This is a genomic window from Micromonospora sp. CA-240977 (assembly GCF_050942285.1).
Classification (GTDB): Bacteria; Actinomycetota; Actinomycetes; order Mycobacteriales; family Micromonosporaceae; genus Micromonospora.
Genome location: NZ_CP192055.1, coordinates 3,623,520 through 3,643,460 on the forward strand (window position 1 = coordinate 3,623,520; position 19,941 = coordinate 3,643,460).

General features: G+C 71.9%; 17 protein-coding genes. 10 read left to right on the forward strand and 7 right to left on the reverse strand.

Annotated elements, in window-relative coordinates; all coding sequences use genetic code 11:
- The first annotated feature begins 71 nt into the window (after positions 1-71).
- The 5 genes from ACQPWW_RS16700 (at position 72) to ACQPWW_RS16720 (ending at position 8,566) form a co-directional block, all read left to right on the forward strand.
- The gene (locus ACQPWW_RS16700; protein WP_433133750.1) at positions 72-2,360 is read left to right on the forward strand and encodes an MMPL family transporter; all 2,289 of its coding nucleotides are present in this window, start codon (positions 72-74) and stop codon (positions 2,358-2,360) included.
- A gap of 53 nt (positions 2,361-2,413) precedes the next feature.
- Positions 2,414-3,514, forward strand: coding sequence for an NAD-dependent epimerase/dehydratase family protein (locus ACQPWW_RS16705; RefSeq protein ID WP_433133752.1), 1,101 nt, complete (start codon positions 2,414-2,416; stop codon positions 3,512-3,514).
- Positions 3,515-3,547: 33 nt separating this feature from the next.
- Positions 3,548-4,678, forward strand: coding sequence for an alpha/beta hydrolase (locus ACQPWW_RS16710; protein ID WP_433133754.1), 1,131 nt, complete (start codon positions 3,548-3,550; stop codon positions 4,676-4,678).
- A gap of 32 nt (positions 4,679-4,710) precedes the next feature.
- Complete coding sequence (locus ACQPWW_RS16715) at positions 4,711-6,996, forward strand: MMPL family transporter (protein ID WP_433133756.1); 2,286 nt, start codon at positions 4,711-4,713, stop codon at positions 6,994-6,996.
- Positions 6,997-7,636: 640 nt separating this feature from the next.
- Entirely contained in the window at positions 7,637-8,566 is a 930-nt protein-coding gene (locus tag ACQPWW_RS16720) for a helix-turn-helix transcriptional regulator (RefSeq protein WP_433133758.1), read from the forward strand.
- Between the two features lie 110 nt (positions 8,567-8,676).
- Here the strand turns inward: ACQPWW_RS16720 and ACQPWW_RS16725 are convergent, their stop codons facing one another.
- The 4 genes from ACQPWW_RS16725 to ACQPWW_RS16740 all read right to left on the reverse strand — a co-directional run bounded on the left by ACQPWW_RS16725 (position 8,677) and on the right by ACQPWW_RS16740 (position 14,868).
- A complete protein-coding gene (locus tag ACQPWW_RS16725; protein ID WP_433133760.1) occupies positions 8,677-11,511 on the reverse strand; it encodes a PQQ-dependent sugar dehydrogenase in 2,835 nt (944 codons plus the stop codon).
- 87 nt (positions 11,512-11,598) lie between these two features.
- Positions 11,599-12,864, reverse strand: a complete 1,266-nt coding sequence (locus tag ACQPWW_RS16730) for a ThuA domain-containing protein (RefSeq protein ID WP_433133762.1) — start codon at positions 12,862-12,864, stop codon at positions 11,599-11,601.
- 396 nt (positions 12,865-13,260) lie between these two features.
- On the reverse strand, positions 13,261-13,983 hold the full coding sequence (locus tag ACQPWW_RS16735) for an alpha/beta fold hydrolase (RefSeq protein WP_433133764.1): 723 nt from the start codon (positions 13,981-13,983) through the stop codon (positions 13,261-13,263).
- Positions 13,984-14,124: 141 nt separating this feature from the next.
- Positions 14,125-14,868, reverse strand: coding sequence for a methyltransferase domain-containing protein (locus ACQPWW_RS16740; protein WP_433133766.1), 744 nt, complete (start codon positions 14,866-14,868; stop codon positions 14,125-14,127).
- A 74-nt stretch (positions 14,869-14,942) separates the two neighbouring features.
- On the opposite strand from ACQPWW_RS16740, the gene mug reads away from it, so the two are divergent.
- A complete protein-coding gene (mug, locus tag ACQPWW_RS16745) occupies positions 14,943-15,512 on the forward strand; it encodes a G/U mismatch-specific DNA glycosylase (RefSeq protein ID WP_433133768.1) in 570 nt (189 codons plus the stop codon).
- Here mug and ACQPWW_RS16750 read toward each other — a convergent pair.
- Together ACQPWW_RS16750 and ACQPWW_RS16755 are read right to left on the reverse strand one after the other, a co-directional pair.
- On the reverse strand, positions 15,509-16,024 hold the full coding sequence (locus ACQPWW_RS16750) for an SRPBCC family protein (RefSeq protein ID WP_433133770.1): 516 nt from the start codon (positions 16,022-16,024) through the stop codon (positions 15,509-15,511). The two genes, mug and ACQPWW_RS16750, sit on opposite strands and share 4 nt — an antisense overlap.
- Entirely contained in the window at positions 16,021-16,383 is a 363-nt protein-coding gene (locus ACQPWW_RS16755; protein ID WP_433133772.1) for an ArsR/SmtB family transcription factor, read from the reverse strand. Before ACQPWW_RS16755 ends, ACQPWW_RS16750 begins: the two co-directional genes overlap by 4 nt.
- 91 nt (positions 16,384-16,474) lie before the next feature.
- Here ACQPWW_RS16755 and ACQPWW_RS16760 point away from each other — a divergent pair, with 91 nt between their 5' ends.
- From ACQPWW_RS16760 to ACQPWW_RS16775, 4 genes are all read left to right on the forward strand, one after another.
- Entirely contained in the window at positions 16,475-17,575 is a 1,101-nt protein-coding gene (locus ACQPWW_RS16760; protein WP_433134385.1) for a calcium:proton antiporter, read from the forward strand.
- 91 nt (positions 17,576-17,666) lie between these two features.
- Positions 17,667-17,882, forward strand: coding sequence for a hypothetical protein (locus ACQPWW_RS16765; RefSeq protein ID WP_433133774.1), 216 nt, complete (start codon positions 17,667-17,669; stop codon positions 17,880-17,882).
- A gap of 126 nt (positions 17,883-18,008) precedes the next feature.
- Entirely contained in the window at positions 18,009-18,752 is a 744-nt protein-coding gene (locus ACQPWW_RS16770) for a neutral zinc metallopeptidase (RefSeq protein WP_433133776.1), read from the forward strand.
- 120 nt (positions 18,753-18,872) lie between these two features.
- On the forward strand, positions 18,873-19,529 hold the full coding sequence (locus ACQPWW_RS16775; RefSeq protein WP_433134387.1) for an HAD family hydrolase: 657 nt from the start codon (positions 18,873-18,875) through the stop codon (positions 19,527-19,529).
- Positions 19,530-19,543: 14 nt separating this feature from the next.
- Here the strand turns inward: ACQPWW_RS16775 and ACQPWW_RS16780 are convergent, their stop codons facing one another.
- Positions 19,544-19,921, reverse strand: a complete 378-nt coding sequence (locus ACQPWW_RS16780) for a carboxymuconolactone decarboxylase family protein (protein ID WP_433133778.1) — start codon at positions 19,919-19,921, stop codon at positions 19,544-19,546.
- Between the last annotated feature and the right edge of the window lie 20 nt (positions 19,922-19,941).

Below are 19,941 nucleotides of genomic sequence, written 5' to 3' on the forward strand. Positions count from 1 at the left end.
TCATATTTATGGTATGCATAACGTACGCATGGTGTGCAGTACGCATGGTCTAAGGAAGGGTTCCCACCGCGATGTTTTCCGCGATCGCCCGGCTGAGCACCGCGCGCCCCTGGGCCGTCCTGCTCTTCGCTGCGACCTTCCTGGTCAACGCCCTCGTCTTCGGCTCCGGCGTCGCCGACCGGCTCGGCAACGGCGGCACCGACGATCCTGCCGCCGAGTCCACCGAGGCCGCGCGGCTGCTCGACCAGCACTTCCCCACCAGCCGGTCGAACCTGGTGCTGCTGGTGCGGGCCGCCGACGGGCGCACGGTCGACGACCGGACCATCGCGCAACAGGGCGCCCAGCTCACCGAGCGGCTGGCCTTCGAGCCGGCCCTGGTCGGCGTCACCTCGTACTGGCAGACCGGCGTGGCCGACCTGAAGTCCCGCGACGGCCGCTACGCGCTCGTCCTCGCCCGCATCCAGGGTGACGAGACCGCCTCCGCCGCCGTCTTCGACGTGATCGCGCCCCGCTACCGCGGCCAGACCGGCGACCTCGTCGTCCGCCTCGGCGGCGCCACCGCCGTACGCGACCAGGTGCAGAGCACCATCCAGGAAGACATCGTCCGCTCCGAGTTGATCGCGCTGCCGCTCACCCTCCTGATCCTCGTCTGGGTCTTCGGCAGCCTGGTGGCCGCGCTGCTGCCGCTCGCCGTCGGCATCGTCGCCATCCTCGGCACCGGCGGAGTGCTCGGCCTGCTCAGCCGCGCCACCGACGTGTCGATCTTCGCGCAGAACCTGACCACCGCGCTCGGTCTCGGGCTGGCCATCGACTACGCGCTGTTCATCGTGCGCCGCTTCCGCGAGGAGCAACAGGCCGGCGCCGACGTCCGCGCGGCGGTCACCCGCACCCTGGCCACCGCCGGACGTACGGTGCTGTTCTCCGCCCTGACCGTGGCCGTGTCGCTGGCCGCCATGTTGATCTTCCCGATGTACTTCCTGCGCTCGTTCGCGTACGCCGGGATCTCGGTCGTGCTGCTGGCCGCCGCCGCCGCGTTGCTGCTCCTGCCGGCCCTGCTGGTGCTCCTCGGCCCGCGCGTCGACGCGCTGGACCTGCGGCGACTGCTGCGCCGCCGCCGCTCGGGCACCGCCGACCGGGTCGCCGGCCAGCGCTGGTACCGCCTGGCCACCGCCGTCATGCGCCGCGCTCCCGTGGTGACCCTGCTGGTCGCCGGCGTGCTCGTGCTGCTCGGCCTGCCGTTTCTGCGGGTCGAGTTCGGCACCACCGACGACCGGCAGCTGCCGCGCGGCACCGAGGCGCGGGCCGTACAGGACACCATCCGCGACGACTTCGCGCTACGCCCGACCGGCGTCATCGACGTGGTGCTGGAGAGGCGGACCGAGCCGGAGGCGCTCGGCGACTACGCGGCCCGGCTGTCCGCGCTGCCCGCCGTCGCCCAGGTGGAGAGCCCGCAGGGCACCTACCGGGGTGGCGCGCGCGCCGACGCGGCCGGTCCGGCCGACGCGCTGCGTACCGACGGGGGCGTCGCGCACCTGTCGGTCACCCCCACCGCCGACATCGAGGACATCTCGCCGGAGAGTCAGGCCCTGGTACGCGACCTGCGCTCCGTCGCGGCCCCGGTCCCCGCGCGCGTCGGTGGGCAGGCCGCCGCCCTGGTCGACACTCGCACCGCGATCGGCGACCGGCTGCCCGCCGCGGTCGCGCTCATCGCGGCGACCACGTTCCTGCTGGTGTTCCTGATGACCGGCAGCCTGCTGATCCCGCTGCAGGCCCTGGTGCTCAACGCGTTGAGCCTCACCGCCATGTTCGGCGCCGTCGTCTGGATCTTCCAGGACGGCAACGGCGCCGGGCTGCTCGGCTTCACCCAGACCGGCTACATCGAGACCTCACTGCCGGTGCTGATGTTCTGCGTCGCCTTCGGACTGTCCATGGACTACGGCGTCTTCCTCCTCTCCCGCATCCGGGAGGAGTACGAGCGCACGGGCGACAACCGCAGCGCGATCGCGTTCGGCATCCAACGCACCGGCAGTCTGATCACCGCCGCCGCCGTCATCCTCGCCCTCGTGCTGGCCATCATCGGCACCTCCCGGATCACCAACATCAAGATGCTCGGCCTGGGCGTCGCCCTCGCCGTGCTTGTCGACGCGACGGTGGTGCGCTGCCTGCTGGTGCCCGCCGTCATGGCGCTGACCGGCCGAGCGACCTGGTGGGCGCCGTCCTGGCTGCGCCGCGTACACCGGCGCGTCGGGCTGCGCGAGGACGGCCTGGCGGCAGCACCACCGACGCCACCGGTCCGGACCCCGGTCGCCGTGGCCGCGGGTGCCGACGACAGCACCCTGACCGACCCGGTAGCCCGGTGACCCCTCCGGCACCGGGCCCACCGCCGCCAACCGCCCGAGGAGGAAGTCCCGCCATGCCCGAGGACCCGTCGCCCGTACCCGCCCGGACCCTGGTGACCGGTGCGACCGGCATGCTCGGCTCGGCCGTCGTCGCGCACCTGCTGGCCGCTGGCGGCGAGGTCCTCGCCCTGGCCCGCGACGCCGGGCGGGCCCGCGACCTGCTGCCGGCCCACCCGCGACTGTCCATCGTCACCGGCGACGTCACCGCCGTCGACAGCTACCGCCGGCACCTGCCCGGCCTGGCGGCCGTCATCCACACCGCCGCCTACTTCCGCGAGTACTACCAGCCCGGCCACGACCCGGACCTGCTGCACCGCACCAACGTCACCGCGGTGGAGGACCTGATCGACGCGAGCGCCGCCGCCGGCGTGCCGGTGGTGGTGCACACATCCTCGACGGCGGTGCTGGGGCGCAGGTCGGGGCAGTCCCTCGCCGACGAGGACACCCCGGCGGACGCGGACTGGGAGAGCAACGGCTACCGGGCGAGCAAGGTCCGCGCCGAGCAGGCGGTCGCCCGGGCCTGCGCCCGTACGGGCCTGCGGGTACCGCTGGTCCTGCCCGGCTGGATGTGGGGACCGGGTGACGCCGGACCCACCTCCGCCGGCCGGCTGTTCCTGGCGGTGGCCCGCAGCGAGCTGCGCGCCGTACCCCGCGTCGGCAACCACCTCGTCGACGCGCGTGACGTGGCCGCCGCCTGCGTCCAGGCCGCGATCGACGGGCAGAGCCTGCGCCGGTACGTGGTCGCGGGCAGCTGGTACCCGCTGCCGGAGATCTGCGCCCGGATCGCCGCCGCCACCGAGGCGCCGACGCCGCGCTCGGTGCCCGCCCCGGTCGCGATGACCTTCGCCACGCTGCTGGAGTTCTCGGCCCGGCTGCGCCGCCGGCCCCCGATCGCGACCCGGGCCGGCGTCCGGGTCCTCGTCGAGGGCAACCGCGCCCGCTACTCCTCGCAACGCGCCGTCCGCGAGCTCGGGGTGAGCTTCCGGCCGCTGGCCGACACCCTCGCCGACGAGGCCGCCTGGTACCGGGCCCACGGCCTGCTGCCACCGCCCGGATCCACCACCGGCCGCCGCGCGACCCGGACCGCCGACGGTTCCGCTCCCGCCACCCACTAGCCGCCGCACCGACTTCCCGGAGGAACGACTCCCATGGCCCGAGGCAGAACCATCACCACCATCCTCGCCGCGGCGGCGCTCATGGCGCTGCCGTTCGCGGTCCGACCGGACTCCTCGGCCGCGCCGCTCCCCACCGAGGTCGCGGTCACCCGGCAGCAGGCCGATCCGGCCCGGTTCGCCGCCCAAAACATCGTCGACGTGCCGGTCCGGTTCACCGTCCGCAACGTCAACCGCTCGCTGGCCGCGTGCAACGTCGACGGCCGGACCTACCAGGTCAGCGGCCACCTCACCGCGCCCGAGCGGGTCCTGTCGGCGCCCAACCCGGCGATCACCCTCTACCAGCACGGCATCGCCGCCGGCGAGTGGTACTGGCGCCTCGACGTGCCCGGCTACCACCACGCCGAGGAGCTGGCCAAGCGCGGCCACGCCTCGCTGACCCTCGACCGGCTCGGCTACGGCGCCAGCAGCAAGCCCAACGGACTGTCGCTGTGCATCGGTGGCGAGGCCGACGTGGCCCACCAGATCGTGCAGCAGTTGCGCGCCGGCACGTACGAGCTGCTCGGTTCCGTACCCGGGGCGCGTGCGACGCCACGGTTCGCCAAGGTCGCGCTCGCCGGTCAGTCCAACGGCGGCCAGATCGCGCAGATCTCCACCTACTCGTTCCGCGACGTCGACGCTCTGGTGATCATGGACTGGACCGACCTTGGCCTCACCCCGCAGGCCAACGCCCGCTTCTTCAGCTCGCTGCAGACCTGCATGCGGGGCGGCTCGCCGGGCGGCGACGACGGCGCCGACGGGTACGCCTACTACGACCTCGGCCGCGAGGAGTTCCGCACGGGCAACTTCCACGACACCGACCCGGCGGTACTCGACGCCGCCCTGCCGCACCAGAACCGGCACCCCTGCGGCGACATGGCCTCCCAGCTCAGCTCCGTCTTCGTGGACCTGCGGCACCTGTCCGAGATCAAGGTCCCGGTCCTGCTGATGTACGGCGAGCGCGACGCCCGCGTCTCCGGTGGGCAGGAGCACCGTGCCCTGTTCACCGGCACCACCGACGTTCGGTTGTTCGACGTGCCGAACGCCGGTCACTACATGGGCCTGGAGCGCAACGCCCCGCTGGTCCACGACACGCTCGCGTCCTGGCTGGACGCGCACCGGCTCTGACCCGACCCGTACCCGAGCTAGGAGAGAGCCCCATGTCCGCCCAGGACCCGCACCCCGCACCGCCCGAGCACCACGAAGCCTCGCGGCTGTACCGTCTCGGCCGCCTGTTGGCCGCCCGCCGGCGCACCGTCCTCGTGGTGGCCGCGCTGGTCACCGTCCTCGCCGGCGTCTTCGGGGCCGGCGCGATGAACGCCCTGTCCCTGTCCCGCTTCGAGTCGCCCGGCGCCGAGTCCGTCCGCGCGGACGCCCTGCTGCACGAGCGGTTCGGCACCGGCAGCCCCAACCTGCTGCTGCTCGTCACCGCGAAGAGCGGCACCGTCGACAGCCCGGAGGTCGCCGAGGCCGGTCGGGCGCTGACCACGGAACTGGGCGGGCAGGCCGAGGTCGCCGACGCCGGCTCCTACTGGACGTACGACTCCAGCCCGGCACTGCGCAGCAAGGACGGCACCCGGGCGTTGGTGGTCGCCTGGCTGCCAGGCTCGGCGACCGAGGCGCGCGAGGCGTTGGCCGACCTCTCGCCGCGCTTCACCCGCGACAGCGGCCCGATCACGGTGGCCGTCGGCGGGCAGGACGAGGTGTTCCGCCAGGTCTCCACCCAGGCCCGGATGGACTTCATCCGCGCCGAGATCGTCGTCCTGCCGGTGGTGTTCCTGCTGCTGCTCTGGGTCTACCGCCGGCTGTCCGCGGCACTGCTCACCATCGGGGTCGGGCTGTTCGCGATGCTCACCACCCTCGCCCTGCTCCGGGCGATCACCCTCTTCACCGAGGTGTCCACGTTCGCCGCGAACCTGACCCTGGTCCTCGGCCTCGGTCTCGGCATCGACTACAGCCTGTTCGTCATCTTCCGGTTCCGCGAGGAACTCGCCCGCGGCCTGGACGCCGCCTCGGCGGCGGCCCGCGCGACCCAGACCGCCGGCCGGACGGTCGTGTTCAGCGGCGTCACCGTCGCAGCCTCGCTGGCGATCCTGCTCGCCCTGCCGTTCCCGTTCCTGCGCTCCTTCGCGTACGCCGGGGTCCTGGTCGTGGCCACCTCGGTGCTCGGCGCGGTGCTCGTGCTTCCCGCGGCGCTGGCCGGCCTCGGTGCCCGGGTGGCCCGGCGCGGTGTCACGGCGACCACCGACGTGGAACGCGGCCGCTGGTACCGCCTCGCCCTCGCGGTCATGCGCCGGCCGCTGCTGACCGGCGGCGCCGCGGTGGTGATCCTGCTGCTGCTCGGCGCGCCCTTCCTCGGCGTCCGCTTCGGGCTGCCCGACGAGCGGATCCTGCCCGCCGACGCGACCAGTCGCGTGGTGCAGGAACACATCCGCGCCGACTTCGCCGTCGAGCAGAGCGACGCGATCCAGGTCGTCGCCGCGGACCTGGCCGACCCGGCGACGCGCGAGACCGACATCGCCAGCTACGCCGCCGCGCTGTCCCGGCTGCCCGGGGTGTTCCAGGTGGACTCCCGCGCCGGCTCGTTCAGCGGCGGCGAGCAGGTCCGCCCGCCGACCGACCGGTTCGACGCCGAGCGCGGCACCTATCTGTCGGTCATCCCGACCACGGCCGCCCTGGACGGGGACGTGCCGGCCCTGGTGGGCTCCGTACGGGCCGTCGCGGCACCCTTCCCGGTCCTGGTGGGCGGGTTCCCCGCCGACATGACGGACTTCCGTGACCGGTTGCTGAACCGGCTGCCGCTGGTCATCGTGCTGGTGCTGGTCGTCACGTTCGTGATCCTGTTCCTGATGAGCGGCAGCCTGCTGGTGCCGGTGAAGGCGACCATCCTCAACGTCCTGAGCCTGTCGGTGCTGTTCGGCGCATTGGTCTGGGTCTTCCAGGACGGGCACGGGGCGGGACTGATCGGGTTCACCGCCACCGGCCGGATGGAACCCAGCATCCCGATCCTGATGTTCTGCGTCGCCTACGGCCTGTCCATGGACTACGAGGTCTTCATGATCTCCCGGATCCGGGAGGAGTACGACCGCACCGGCGACCTGGTCCGCTCGGTGGCCACCGGCATCCAGCGCGGCGGGCCCCTGATCACCGCCGCCGCCGGGATCATGGCGTTGACCTTCGCCGCGTACGCGACCGGCCGGGTCGGGTTCCTGCAGATGCTCGGGGTCAGCATGGCGCTGGCCGTGCTCGTCGACGCGACCCTGATCCGGGCCGTGCTGATGCCCGCGTTCATGCGGCTGGCCGGCACCGCCAACTGGTGGGCGCCCGGTCCGCTGCGCCGGCTGCACCGCCGCATCGGCCTCAGTGAGTCCGAACCGGCCGCGGTACCGGCCACCTCTCCGGAGCCGATGGCGCGGCTGAGCTCGGCGGCGCCGGTCAGCGAGTGAGCGTCCCGCCGGTCGGGGCCCACGGCGCCACCCCCATGTGCCGTGCCAGAAAGTAGGCCCCGACCAGCGGGTTCCACCACGCCGCCCCCCGCCGGCGTGGCCGTCCCGGCGAACCCGGCGCGCCCGCCGGGTTCGCCGGGCGGGCGTGCCGGAAACGGACCCGGGCGGGCCACAAATCACCGAAAGTTCTCCTCACCGACAGGACCGCCGGACGGTGAGGGAATTGCGCCCGCCGTGCGGCATCTCGGACGGAAATCCGCAATATCCCGGCGTCCCGGTATTCGAGATAACCCCTTCCGGATTCTTCGGCACGAGCGTACGTATCCGCTCCCGCCCGCCGTTCGGGATCCGCCGCCGGGATGGCACCGGCCGGGCGACGGGACGTCATGCTATTCGCCGAGGTAATCCGGTCCTCGATCCGCCGTCACGCCGTACCGGCCATGGCGTCTGGCGGCCCCCGGCGGGCGCCGTCAGAGGCCGACTCACCTGCTGGACAGTGCCGTTCGGCGTCGCCCGTACGGCGCGGGTCATCCGCGCTACGGTGACGTCAACGACATTGCCCGTCGCAGATATCTCGTGTTTACAAGCCTGTTGTACGCTCACCCGCGACGCACGACGAGGCGCGTTTCCACTCCATACAATGACGGGAACTTTGTTCTACGGGGGCAATGTGACGTCTACAACGCATTTCGCGCGAAGAGAGCTCGGTGCATTCCTGCGATCCCGCCGTAACCGGCTACGACCGGAACTCGCCGGTATCGGGGTGACCGGCCAGCGACGGACGCCGGGACTGCGTCGCGAAGAGGTCGCAAGATTGGCCGGAGTGAGTATCACCTGGTATACGTGGCTGGAACAAGGACGCAATATCCGGGTGTCGCGGCAGGTGCTGGCGAGCATCGCGCGTGCCCTGTTCCTGAACCCGGTCGAACGCGACCACCTGTTCCTGCTCGCCGGTGAGCGGGCGCCGACCCGCAGGACGACCCGCCGGGCGGTCAGCGCCGACACATTGCGGTTCGTCGAACTGCTCGGCGCGTACCCGTGCTGGGTCTTCGACCGTTACTTCGACATCCTCACCTGGAACGACAGCGGTGCGGCGCTGCTGGTCGACATCGAGGGCCGCCCGGAACACGAGCTCAACGCGCTGTGGCTGCTGTTCCACGAGCCCCGTGCCCGGCAACTGCTGGTGGACTGGGAGGACGAGGCGCGGCGGCTGGTGGCGCTGCTGCGCGGTGAGTTGGCCGCGAACACCGGTGACGCCCGCTACCGGGAGATGGTCCGGGATCTCGGGGCCACCAGCCCGACGTTCCGGCGGTTCTGGGAGACCCACGACGTCGTGTCGTTCACCTCGTCGGTGCGTCGCTTCAACCACCCCCGGGTCGGCCGGATGGCGCTGCGTTCCATGAAGCTCGACCTGGTCAACGAGCCGGGGCACAGTCTGATGGTCTACTTCGCCGACCCGGGCACCGCCGACCTGGAACGCCTGCACGCTCTGACCGGCCTGTCCGGGCCGGACGGCGGCCGCCTCGGTAACGGCGCGGCGTCCATGCTGCTGGCCGCCGGCCTGCCCTAGCGGTAGTGCCCACGGCGGGTGTCAAAGAACCGGGGCGGGCGGTTTTCACCGCCCGCCCCGGATTCCCGCCGTTCGGCGACCCGGCCGCCGACCAGGCCGGGTAGCGCCGCTCAGCCGGTGGTCAGGATGAACTTCTCCCAAGCCCCCACCGACGAACGGTTGGCGATCAGGGAACCGGCCCCGGCGTTCTCGGCGCACACGATCTGGTTGTTGACAGTGGCGCGCAGGCCCACCGTCCCATCCGAGTTGGTGATGAGCTGGAACGTCTCCGCGGCCCCGATCGACGTGCCGCTGGCAACCAGCGGTGCCGCCCCCGCGCTCGTGGCCGAGACGTAGAGCCCGTTGGCGCGTGACCGCAGAGCGATGGCGCCGTTGCCGGCGTCCACCCTGTCGAACTGCTCAGTGGTGCCGACGCTGGCCTTGTTGGCGATCAACGCGGTGGAGCCGACCGCCGACACGTACTGGTTGTTGATCTGCGCCCGCAGGGTGCTCACCGGCGTGCTGCCACCGGTGCCGGTGGTGAAGGTGAACGCGTCGACATCGAACAGGTAGCCGGACCCGCCCTTGAACACCAGGTACAGCGTGGTCGACGCGGACGGCGGGTTGCTGATCGTGCCGGACACCTCGGTGAAGGTCTCCCAGTTGCCGGTCACCGGCACCGTGACGGTGCCCAGCAGGCTGCCGGTGGCCGAACCGGCCCGGACCTCGATCGTGCCACCGGCGCCGGCCGACGACGCCCGCACGGTGATGCGGTTGGCATTCGACAGGTTGTACGGCTGGTACGAGATCCAGTCGTTGTTCTCGATGAACCCGGCGGTACGACCACCCTCGGCGCTGGTGTGGTCGGTCGCCTGGACACCGGACTGGGCGCTGAAGTGCTCACCCTGTCGGTGCTTCGGCTGCAGGGTCTTGATGCTGTGCGTGGTCAGCCCACCGTTGTCGGTGTAGGCGGCGTCGAAGACCCCGTAGATGTTGGCCGCCGCGTCGTGCTCACCGTCGGTCGGGACGGTGATCGAGCCGCTGCACCCGGTCTTCGAGGTGATCTGGTGGGCGTGGCTGTCGTGGCCCAGCGCGTAGGTCAGGCTCACCTTGGAGCAGTCGATGGTGCCGTCCTGCGGGTCGCTCACCGAGATCTGGTACGGCACGGTGTCGCCGAAGCTGAACAGCTGCCCGTCGGTGGGCGAGGTGAGCGTCACCGTCGGCGCGGTGTTCCCCACGGTGATGACCAGGCTCGCCGTGCCGGACAGGCCGGTCGGGTCGGTGACCTTCAGGGTGGGGGAGTAGGTGCCGTTGGTGGTGTACGTCTTCGTGGGGTTGGCCGCCGTCGACGTGGTGCCGTCACCGAACGTCCACAGGTAGCTCAGCGCGCCACCTTCGGGGTCGGAGCTGCCGGCGGACGAGAAGTTGACGGTCAGCGGGTTGGCGCCCGAGGTGGGGTTGGCCGAGGCGATCGCGATCGGGTTGCGGTTGCCCCCACCGATGTACTCGATCCGGAACAGCGCCTGGTTGTTCGAGCCGGTGCCGTAGTCCAGCACGTAGAGCGCGCCGTCCGGGCCGAAGGCCATGTCCATGACCTGCGTGCCGCTCCACGGGAAGCTGGAGATCTCCCCGCGCGAGCCGTCGGAGTTGATGGCGATGGGCTTGATCCAGCGGCGGCCGTACTCACCGGCGAAGAACTGGCCGTTGAGCGACTGCGGGAACTTGATGCTGGAGTTGAGCGAGGCGTCGTACCGGTAGACCGGCCCGGCCATCGGCGACTCGGAGCCGCTGCCGAACTCCGACGGTGAACCGGAGTCGCCGGCGTACTTGATCCAGGCCGGCTTCGCCGCGGGCAGCGTGCCCAGCCCGGTGTTGCGGAACGAGTTGTTCGTCGGCCCGCCCGTGCAGTTGTACTTCGACTGCGACGGCCCGGACGGGAACGTGTATTCATTGTATGTTTCGGTGCTCGTGTTGCTGCCGGTGCAGTACGGCCAGCCGAAGTTGCCGGGCGCGGTGATGCGGTTGAACTCCACCTGACCCTGCGGCCCCCGGCTGGAGTTGGTGCTTCCCGCGTCCGGGCCGTAGTCGCCGATGTAGACGACGCCGGTCCCCTTGTCGACGCTCATCCGGAAGGGGTTGCGCAGACCCATCGCGTAGATCTCGGGACGGGTGTTGGCCGTGCCGGGCGCGAACAGGTTGCCCGACGGGATCGTGTACGTGCCGTCGGCCTGCGGCTTGATCCGCAGCAGCTTGCCCCGCAGGTCGTTGGTGTTGCCCGCGGAGCGCTGGGCGTCGAACTGCGGGTTGCGGTTGGTCCGCTCGTCGAGCGGCGCGTAGCCGGACGACTCGAACGGGTTGGTGTCGTCACCGGTGGTCAGGTACAGGTTGCCGGCGGCGTCGAAGTCCAGGTCACCGCCGACGTGGCAGCACTGCCCACGGTCGTTGGCGACCTGGAGCACGATCTTCTCGCTGCTCAGGTTGAGCGTGTCGTCGCTGTTGAGGGTGAACCGCGACAGCCGCAGGTGCCCCTTCCACCGGTCCCAGTCGGACTGCGTACCGGTGGTGGGGGCGTCCCCGGTCGGGGTGCTCAGCGTGGGCGAGTAGTACAGGTAGATCCACCGGTTGGTGGCGAAGTTGGGGTCGACGGCGACGCCCTGCAACCCCTCCTCGTCGTGGGTGTAGACCGACAGGGTGCCGGAGACCTTGGTGTTGCCGGCCACGTCGGTCACCCGCAGCACGCCGTTGCGGGCGGTGTGCAGCACCGAACGGTTGGGCAGGACGGCCAGGGACATGGCCTCGCCCAGCTCAGCCGAGCCGGTGGCGAGTTTGACCTGCTGGTAATCGCTTGCGGGGATCACCACCGCCTGGGCGGCGGTGGAGGGTGCGGCCACGGCCAGGGCCACACTCGCGACGGTGGTGACCGCCGCGACGAGTGCCCGGGACCAGCGCCGGGGGTACGAGAGCATGATCGTCCTTTCTCGACGACCGGGGGACGGGCGCGCGGGGGCGCACCACGACCAGGTGGGGGTGGTGAGGATCGAACCGCGGCGCGGTCAGTTGGTGACGAGGTCGAACTTCTCCCACTGACCGATGGAGGTCCGGTTGGCGATCAGCGGGGAGGCGCCCGCGTTGTCAGCGGCCACGTACCGGCTGTTCACGTTCGCCCGCAGGCTCACCGTGCCGTCGGAGTTGCGAATGAGCTGGAACGTCTCCCAGGCGCCGGCGGTGGCCCGGTTGGCGATCAGCGCGGCGGCCCCGGCGTTCTCCGCCGCGACGAACTGCCCGTTGCTCTTGGCGCGCAGCGCGACGTTGCCGTTGCTGAGGCTGACCAGTTCGAACCGCTCGCTGGTCCCGGCCGAGCTCTTGTTGGCGATCAGCGCGGTGGTGGCGTTGGGCGCGCTCACGTACTGGTTGTTGGCGCGGGCCCGCAGGGTGGAGCCGGTGGCGGCGGGCGGCGGGGTGGTCGGCGGGGCCGTGGTGGGCGGCGCGGTCGTCGGCGGAGCGGTCGTCGGCGGGGCCGTGGTGGGCGGCGGGGTCGTCGGGTTCGTCCCCGGCGAGCAGTTGGCGCTCACCGAACCCGCGGCGACCTGGAGGCCGCCGAGCAGCATCCGGGTGAAGTTCGGGTCGGTGTACGACGCCTCGGTGTGCCCGAGACCCGTGTACCACGCCCGACCGCCGCCGAACGCCTTGCACCACGTGATCGGGTGGTCGCCGTTCATGTTGCCGCCGCTGTAGGACGACTCGTCGAGGCTGGCGAGGACCCGTGCGCTGGACCGGGGGTTGGTGCGGTAGTTGTACCACTCGTCGGAGCGGACCCAGGTGGCGCCGAGGTGCGCGGTCGACGGGTTGCTCCGGTCCTCGATCTTCACGGTCGCGGTCTGGATCGCCGGGTGCGAGTCGAACCACGCGCCGACCAGCTGGCCGTACCACGGCCAGCTGTACTCGGTGTCGGCAGCGGCGTGCACGCCGACGTAGCCGCCGCCGGCGGCGATGTACGACTCGAAGGCCGTCTGCTGGCTGGAGTTGAGGACGTCGCCGGTCGTCGACATGAAGACCACCGCCTGGTACTGGGCCAGGTTGGAGGTGGTGAACTGATTGGCATCCTCGGTCGCGGTAACGCTGAAGCCGTTGGCGGCGCCGAGCTGCTGGATGGCCGCGATTCCGTTCGGGATCGCGGAGTGGCGGAAGCCGGCGGTCTTGCTGAACACCAGGACCTTGGTCAGGGGTGCGGCCGAGGATGGTGTGGGAAGGACCAGCAGGCTGGCCATCAACACGGCCAAGCCGATGACGAAGGCCAACAAACGGGGACGGGAACGCATGGTCTTGCTCCTCTGCTGAGCGTCGACCTCAGGCTGTGCACGGGGGCAGGCCGGGGCCGCAGTGGCGGTGGTGCGGAAGCCGGGCCGCCGATGCTCGGCTGAGGTGGTGCGGGGGTGATGGAGGATGGGGCGCTGTGCCAGTCGATCACCCCGACCGACACTGTGGACGGTCAGATTGTATCGACTGGTATCGCTGACGCAGTAAACCTCCGATGTCTGGCCCTCGTCAAGCCCACCAGCTCCGGCCCGGGTGCCCGGTGGCGCGGCCGGCGCAGGCGGCGTGGCACGCCGCGTGCCCAGCGGCAGGTCCACCCACTAAGACGAGAACGTCGCGCGGGACAACGCGTGGCGCTGCTGGTTTACCCACCAACCCCGCTGCGGCTCGGGCGGTCAGCCTCAGCCGTTGGACGTGCGATCACGAGTTCCCCGGGTCGCCATGAGGATGAGATCGGCGATCGTCTCGGGATGGGTGACCATGGCAAGGTGGGATGATTCGACCTCGATCGTCGTCGCGTTCATCCGATCGGCGAGGAACCGCTCCAGCTCCGGAGCGCTCGTGCGATCCTGCGTGGAGATCGAGTAGTAGCAGGGCCGGTCCCGCCAGGCGGCCGTCGTCGTGCGGCCCTGGAACAGGTCCGCGGCGATGGGCCCCTGCACCGCGTAGAGGGCGCGGGCGCGGGTCTCCTCCACCCCACCGGCGAAGTCGGCCAGGAAAGCGCTCTCGCTGAGCTGTGCGTACCCGTCGTGGTGCACGAGACCGGCGTTCGCCGGCGGTGTGGGGTACTTCGCCGCGAGCGCTGTGAAGTCCTCGCCGGCGTCCGGCGCGCGGGCCGCCACGTAGACCAGGGCGGTGACCCTCGGATGGTTGCCGGCGTCGCTGATGACCGTGCCGGCCCAGGAGTGGCCCACCAGCACCGTCGGCCCGTCCTGGCGGTCGAGGGCGCGGTTGGTGGCGGCGACGTCGTCGGCCAGGGAGGTCAGCGGATTCTGCACCGCGGTGACGGTCAGCCCCGCCCGCTGCAGCAGGGGGATGACGTCGGACCAGGAGGAGCCGTCGGCGTAAGCGCCGTGGACCAGCACGACGTTGCGCGCGGGCGTGGCCGGGGACGTGTCGCTCATCTGGAACCTCCGCGGGCGGGGCGTCGCCATGCCACCGCTGGGTCGTCGACGACAGCTCTCGCCTGCCACTCTTCCGCACGCCGGACCGCCCGGGGGGCAAAACGCCGACGCTCGCGTCACCAGCGGCGGCGACGTGCGCCGTCAGCGACCGAGGACGAGGTAGGCGAGGCCGAGGACGCCCCGGTAGCCGCCGACGTACTGGCGCAACCGGTCGTCGAGCTGCGTGCGGACCTCGGCGGCGCGGGGATCCTCCGGGTACGCCAGCAGCCACTCCTGCCGGCCCGCGAGCCAGGTGGACTCGAAGTCGTCCCACTCCCGTTGGTCGGCGACACTCAGGTGCAGCACCCGCCAGCCGCGCTCCCGGGCGGCCTCGACCAGCTCGGGGAGGGACACCACCCCCGGCCCGAAGATCTGCTCGACCCCCGGTGTCGGGGGACGGTCCCAGTACGCGTCACCGAACAGGAGCCGGCCACCGGGTCGGACCACGGCGGCGAGCGCGTCGAGCGCGGCCCGGGTGCCGCCGAAGGCGTGCGCCGATCCGATGCACAGGACCCGGTCGGCCGGCTCCTGCCAGGCCGCCACCTCGCCCTTGACGAAGGCGACGTGCCGGTTCAGCGACCGGTCCGCGGCCAGCCGCCGCCCCCGGTCGAGGGCTGCGCCGTCGGTGTCGACGCCGACGCCCCGCGTCGCGACCGGGCCGGACACGCCCCCGGCGGCGACCGCCCGCAGCAGCAGCTCACCCCAACCGCAACCGAGATCGAGTACGCGCGCGCCGGGCCGGACGTCGAGTCGCTGCAGCAGCAACGCCGCATGCTCCGGTGCCAGTGGCGTGTTCCAGCGCATCCGGGCGTAGCGGCTGGCGGCGAGGTGGTCGGCTGACTGCATCCGTTGAGGGTGCCAAGTCGTGATCGTCGGCGTGCGCCGGGTCCGGTGTCCGCGCGTACGGCAGGATCGGTGGGGTGGACGCGCAGCGGTCGGGGCCGTTTCGGCGGCCGACCCCGCAGGAGGTGGCGGCGGCGGCCGGGCGGGGCCTGCCCGACGTGATCGGCCCCGACCTGCGGGTGCTGTTCTGCGGCTTCAACCCGGGCCTCTACTCCGCCGCCGTGGGGCTGCCCTTCGCCCGCCGGGGCAGCCGGTTCTGGCCGGCCCTGCACGGCGGCGGGTTCACCGACCGGGAGTTGCACCCGTGGGAACCCGACGAGTTGCTGCGCCAGGGCCTGGGCATCACCAGCCTGAGCAACCGCGCCACCGCCCGCGCCGACGAGCTGACCCCGGCGGAGTTGGTGGCCGGGGTCACCGGGTTGGCGGTGAAGGCCGAGCGCTACCGGCCGCGCTGGGTGGCGATCCTCGGGGTGACCGCGTACCGGATCGCGTTTGTCCGACCGAAGGCCGGGCTGGGGCCGCAGCCGGATCGGCTGGGCCCGGCCCGGGTGTGGGTGCTGCCCAACCCCAGCGGCCTGAACGCGCACTTTCCGCTGCCGGCGTTGACCGCCGAGTTCGCCAAGCTGCGGCGCGAGACCGGCCCCTAGGCGTGCGGCAGCGCCTCGTCGGTCGCCAGGGCCTGGTAGTACTGCCGCATGGCGGGGTGGTACTCGTCGAACTCGGGCCGGGGCGAGCCGTCCCGGGAGGCGACGAGCAGGTCCAGGTAGTACTCCCAGCCGGCGCCGACCTCGGCGATGCCCTCCACGCCGGTGAGGTGCTGGACGAACCGCAGCTCGGTGGCGCCGTCGGTCTCGGTCAGCGCCAGCTCCAGCCGCCAGGTGCCGTAGCTGTCGATCATCGATACGGCGAGGCGTCGCGGCGGCTCGCACGCGTCGATGTGGACCTCACACCAGGGCTGCTCCTCCTCGTACGCCATCTGAACCCGGATGGTCCGTCCGGGCACGGCGTCGCCCTCCCACGGGCCGAACCAGCGGGCCGTGCGTTCCGACTCGGTCAGGCTGGCCCAGACATCCGCCGCCGGGGCGCGGAAGATCCGTGTGAGGACGAGATCGTGGCCGGTGGCGGTGCGAAACAGGCGTCCGGCGGGTGTGCGCGTCATGCCGTGTGCTCCCTTCGGTGTTCCACCGGCCCGCGAGCGCGGCGCTCTCGGCGGGTGCGGTAGATCTCGGTTTCCAGCGCGTCGAGGCGCCGCTCCCACCGGTCGCCGCCGGCGAGCCCGGCCAGCCACTCGGCCAGCGGGGCGAGCGGGCCGGGGTCGAGGCGGTAGATCCTCTTGCGACCGACCAGCTCGTCGCGGACCAGCCCGCTCTCGCGCAGCACCCGCAGGTGGCGGCTGACCGCGGGTCGGCTGATCGCGAACCGGGTGGCGATGTCGCCGGCGGAGAGGGATTCGTCGCGCAGCATGGTCAGGATGTGCCGGCGCACCGGGTCCGCGATCGCGGCGGCCACCTCATCCATCCCGAAAGCGTAACCCACAGGTTACAAGTCTGGTCACCCCCGCCGCGTCGATGGTGGGCACATGATCAGCTGGCCTGGCACTCTGTACGGCATGGCCACCCTGCTTCGTTCCCGGATGACCGACTGGACCGTCGCCGTGCCCGTGCTCGCCGTGCTGGTGCTGGTCGTCACCTGGGGGCGGGACCTGCCGGGCCTGATCATCGCGGTGGTCGCGGTGCTGCTGGGCGGCGCGGTGCTGGCGGCCGTGCACCACGCGGAGGTGGTCGCCCACCGGGTGGGGGAGCCGTACGGTTCGCTGGTGCTCGCCGTCGCGGTCACCGTGATCGAGGTAGCCCTCATCGTCACCCTGATGATCAGCGGGCCGGAGAAGACCCAGTCGCTCGCCCGCGACACCGTGTTCGCCGCCGTCATGATCACCTGTAACGGCATCCTTGGCCTGTCGCTGCTGCTCGGGGCGCTGCGCCGGCGCGTCGCCGTGTTCAACCCGGAGGGCACCGGCGGCGCGCTGGCCACCGTGATCACCCTGGCCACACTGAGTCTGGTCATCCCGACCTTCACCACGGCCCGCCCCGGCCCGGAGTTCAGTCCGGCCCAACTCGCCTTCGCCGCCGTCGCGTCGCTGGCCCTGTACGGGCTGTTCGTGCTCGTGCAGACCGGCCGGCACCGCGACTACTTCCTGCCTGTCGACAGTCAGGGCCGGGTGATCGACGCCGAGGAGCACGCCAAACCGCCGACGACCCGCGCGGCGCTGATCAGCCTCGGGCTGCTGCTGGTGGCGCTGATCGCCGTGGTGGGCGACGCGAAGACCGTTTCGCCGACCATCGAGGCCGGCGTCGCGGCCGCGAACCTGCCCCACGCGTTCGTCGGTGTCATCATCGCCCTGCTGGTGCTGCTGCCGGAGACCCTCGCCGCCGCCCGCGCCGCGCGCCGCGACCGCGTCCAGATCAGCCTGAACCTCGCCCTCGGGTCCGCGATGGCCAGCATCGGCCTGACCATCCCGGCCATCGCCATCGCCTCGATCTGGTTGGACGGCCCGCTGCTGCTCGGCCTCGGCGGCACCCAGCTCGCCCTGCTCGCGCTGACCGCGGTGACAGCGGTGCTGACCGTCGTGCCGGGCCGGGCCAACGTCCTCCAGGGTGGCGTGCACCTGGTGTTGCTCGCCGCCTTCGTCTTCCTGGCCGCGAGCCCCTGACCCGCTCCGCCAGCGCGGCCGTCGGGCGGCTGACACGACCTCCCGATCATCGGGAAGGGCGTGGGTGGTGGGTGTGGGTTAGCGTGGCGCGATGGGGACCGTGTGGGTGGTGCTGGGGGTCTTCGTGGTCGTGGCCGGCGCGGCGTTCGGGGTGGTGGCCCGGCGGGGGCGGGGGTCCGGGGCAGGTGCGTCCGGCGACGACCCGACGGCCGGGCGGGACGCGCGGATGCGGCAGCAGCGCTACGAGGCCGAGCGGCACGGCGACCAGGGCGACACGTGGCAGCGCGGCCGCGAGTCGGGCGGCTGAGCGGCACCGCGCCGCGGCGCACCGGCGTGAACCGCCCGGCCGTGCCACACGTGAATCCGGTGACGGGCGTGTCGGTCACACCGTCGGGGTACTAGCAGCGCGAACACCGATGTCTGGGGAGGCACAGTGGGCACACGGTCCGGACGCGACGCCCGGGGCCTGTTGGCGGGTCTGCTGATCGCCGCCCTGGTGTCGCTCGCCTGCGCCGGCGGCGGGCTGGCCGAGCCGGCGGGCGAGCGGCCCGCCGGGGACCGGTCGCCGGCGGCTCCGACGTCGGGCACCACCCGGGCCGACAGCACCACCAGCGTCGCCGAGTTCGAGCAGGACGTCGCCGACGCGCAGGACATCGCCGAGCGGTACTGGTCGGCCCAGTTCAAGGAGTCCGGGCAGCGGTTCCGACCGATCCGACGGATCACCCCGTACCAGCGGGCGGGTGAGGTGTCCTGCGGGGGCCAGCAGCTGCCCCGCAACAACGCCGTCTACTGCTCGCAGGGCGATTTCATCGCGTACGACGTCGCCTGGTCGGTGGCGGCGTTCCGCCAGGTCGGTGACGCGTTCGTGTTCTACCTGCTCGGCCACGAGTACGCCCACGGCATCCAGGTGCGGCTCGGCATCAACTACAGCTTCACCATCCAGCAGGAGTTGCAGGCTGACTGCATGGCCGGCGCGTTCCTCGGCGACTCGGTGCGCGCCGAGGCCCTGACCCTGGCCGACGGTGACCTCGACGAGTTCCGCGAGGGGCTGGCGGCCGTCGGCGACGACCCGGACCAGCCGTGGTTCGCGGAGGGTTCGCACGGCACCGCCGAGCAGCGCACCGAGTCGTTCTTCCGTGGCTACGAGCGCTCACTGGAGGCCTGCGACCTGGGCTGAGCGGGTTGCCCGGATCACGTCGCCGCCCGTCACGGTCACCGGCGGTGGTCCGGCCTGGAAGGATCGCCGGTGTCGGCCACGACCCTGGAGGATCCGCTGAGCAGCCACCACCCCGCCGCCGTGCTCTTCGACATGGACGGCACGCTTGTCGACAGCGAGAAGCTGTGGGACGTCGCGCTGGAGGAACTCGCCCGGGAGTACGGCGGGGAGCTCTCCGCCGCCGCCCGCCGGTCGATCATCGGGACCAGCATGGCGGAGTCGATGCGGATCCTGCACGACGACCTGCGGCAGCCCGAACGGGACCCGCAGCTCAGCGCCGAGTGGATCAACGCGCGGATCCTGGAGCTGTTCCGCAGCGGCCTGCGCTGGCGGCCGGGCGCGTTCGCCCTGCTCGGCGCGGTCCGGGCGGCGGGGATCCCCACCGCCCTTGTCACCTCCAGTGGCCGGGCGCTTGTCGAGATCGCCCTGGACACCCTGGGTCGGGACAACTTCGACGCGGTGGTCGCCGGCGACGAGGTCGTCGCTGCCAAACCGCACCCCGAGCCCTACCTGACCGCTGCCCGACTGCTGGGCGTGCCGATCGAGCGTTGCGTGGCGATCGAGGACTCGCCGACCGGGGTGGCCAGCGCGCTCGCCTCCGGCGCGGCGGTGCTGGCCGTACCGGCGGAGGTGGCGCTCGCCCGGACTGCCGGCGTACACCAGGTGGAGAGCCTGACCGGCGTGGACCTGGCGCTGCTCACGGCGCTGCTGACCGACAGGGCCGCAGCGACCGGCTGAGCGACCGGCGCGGGTCAGGGGCGTTCGGCGAAGACCGCCCCCACCACCTGGTAACTGTCGAACGCCCGCGCGGCCCCCGCGTACGCGGCCAGGTGGATGAACAACTCGACGATCTCCTCCTTGGTCACGCCCGAGTGCAACGCGATGCGTAGCTGGCCGCGGAGCGGCTCGTGGGTGCCGAGGGCGGCGGCGATCGCCACCGACACCAGGCATCGGCTGCGCAGGTCCAGGCCCTCCCGGGGCCATACCTCGCCGAAGGTCTGCACGGTGGCGAGCCGACGGAAATCGTGCCCGGCCGGCGGCTCACCCTCGCCGAGTGGCAGCACCAGTGGCTGGCCGAGCAGCCGTTCGGCGTTGTCGAGTGCCCGCTGGTACGCGTCCTGATCGGTCATGTCACCGGCCCCGACGGTCC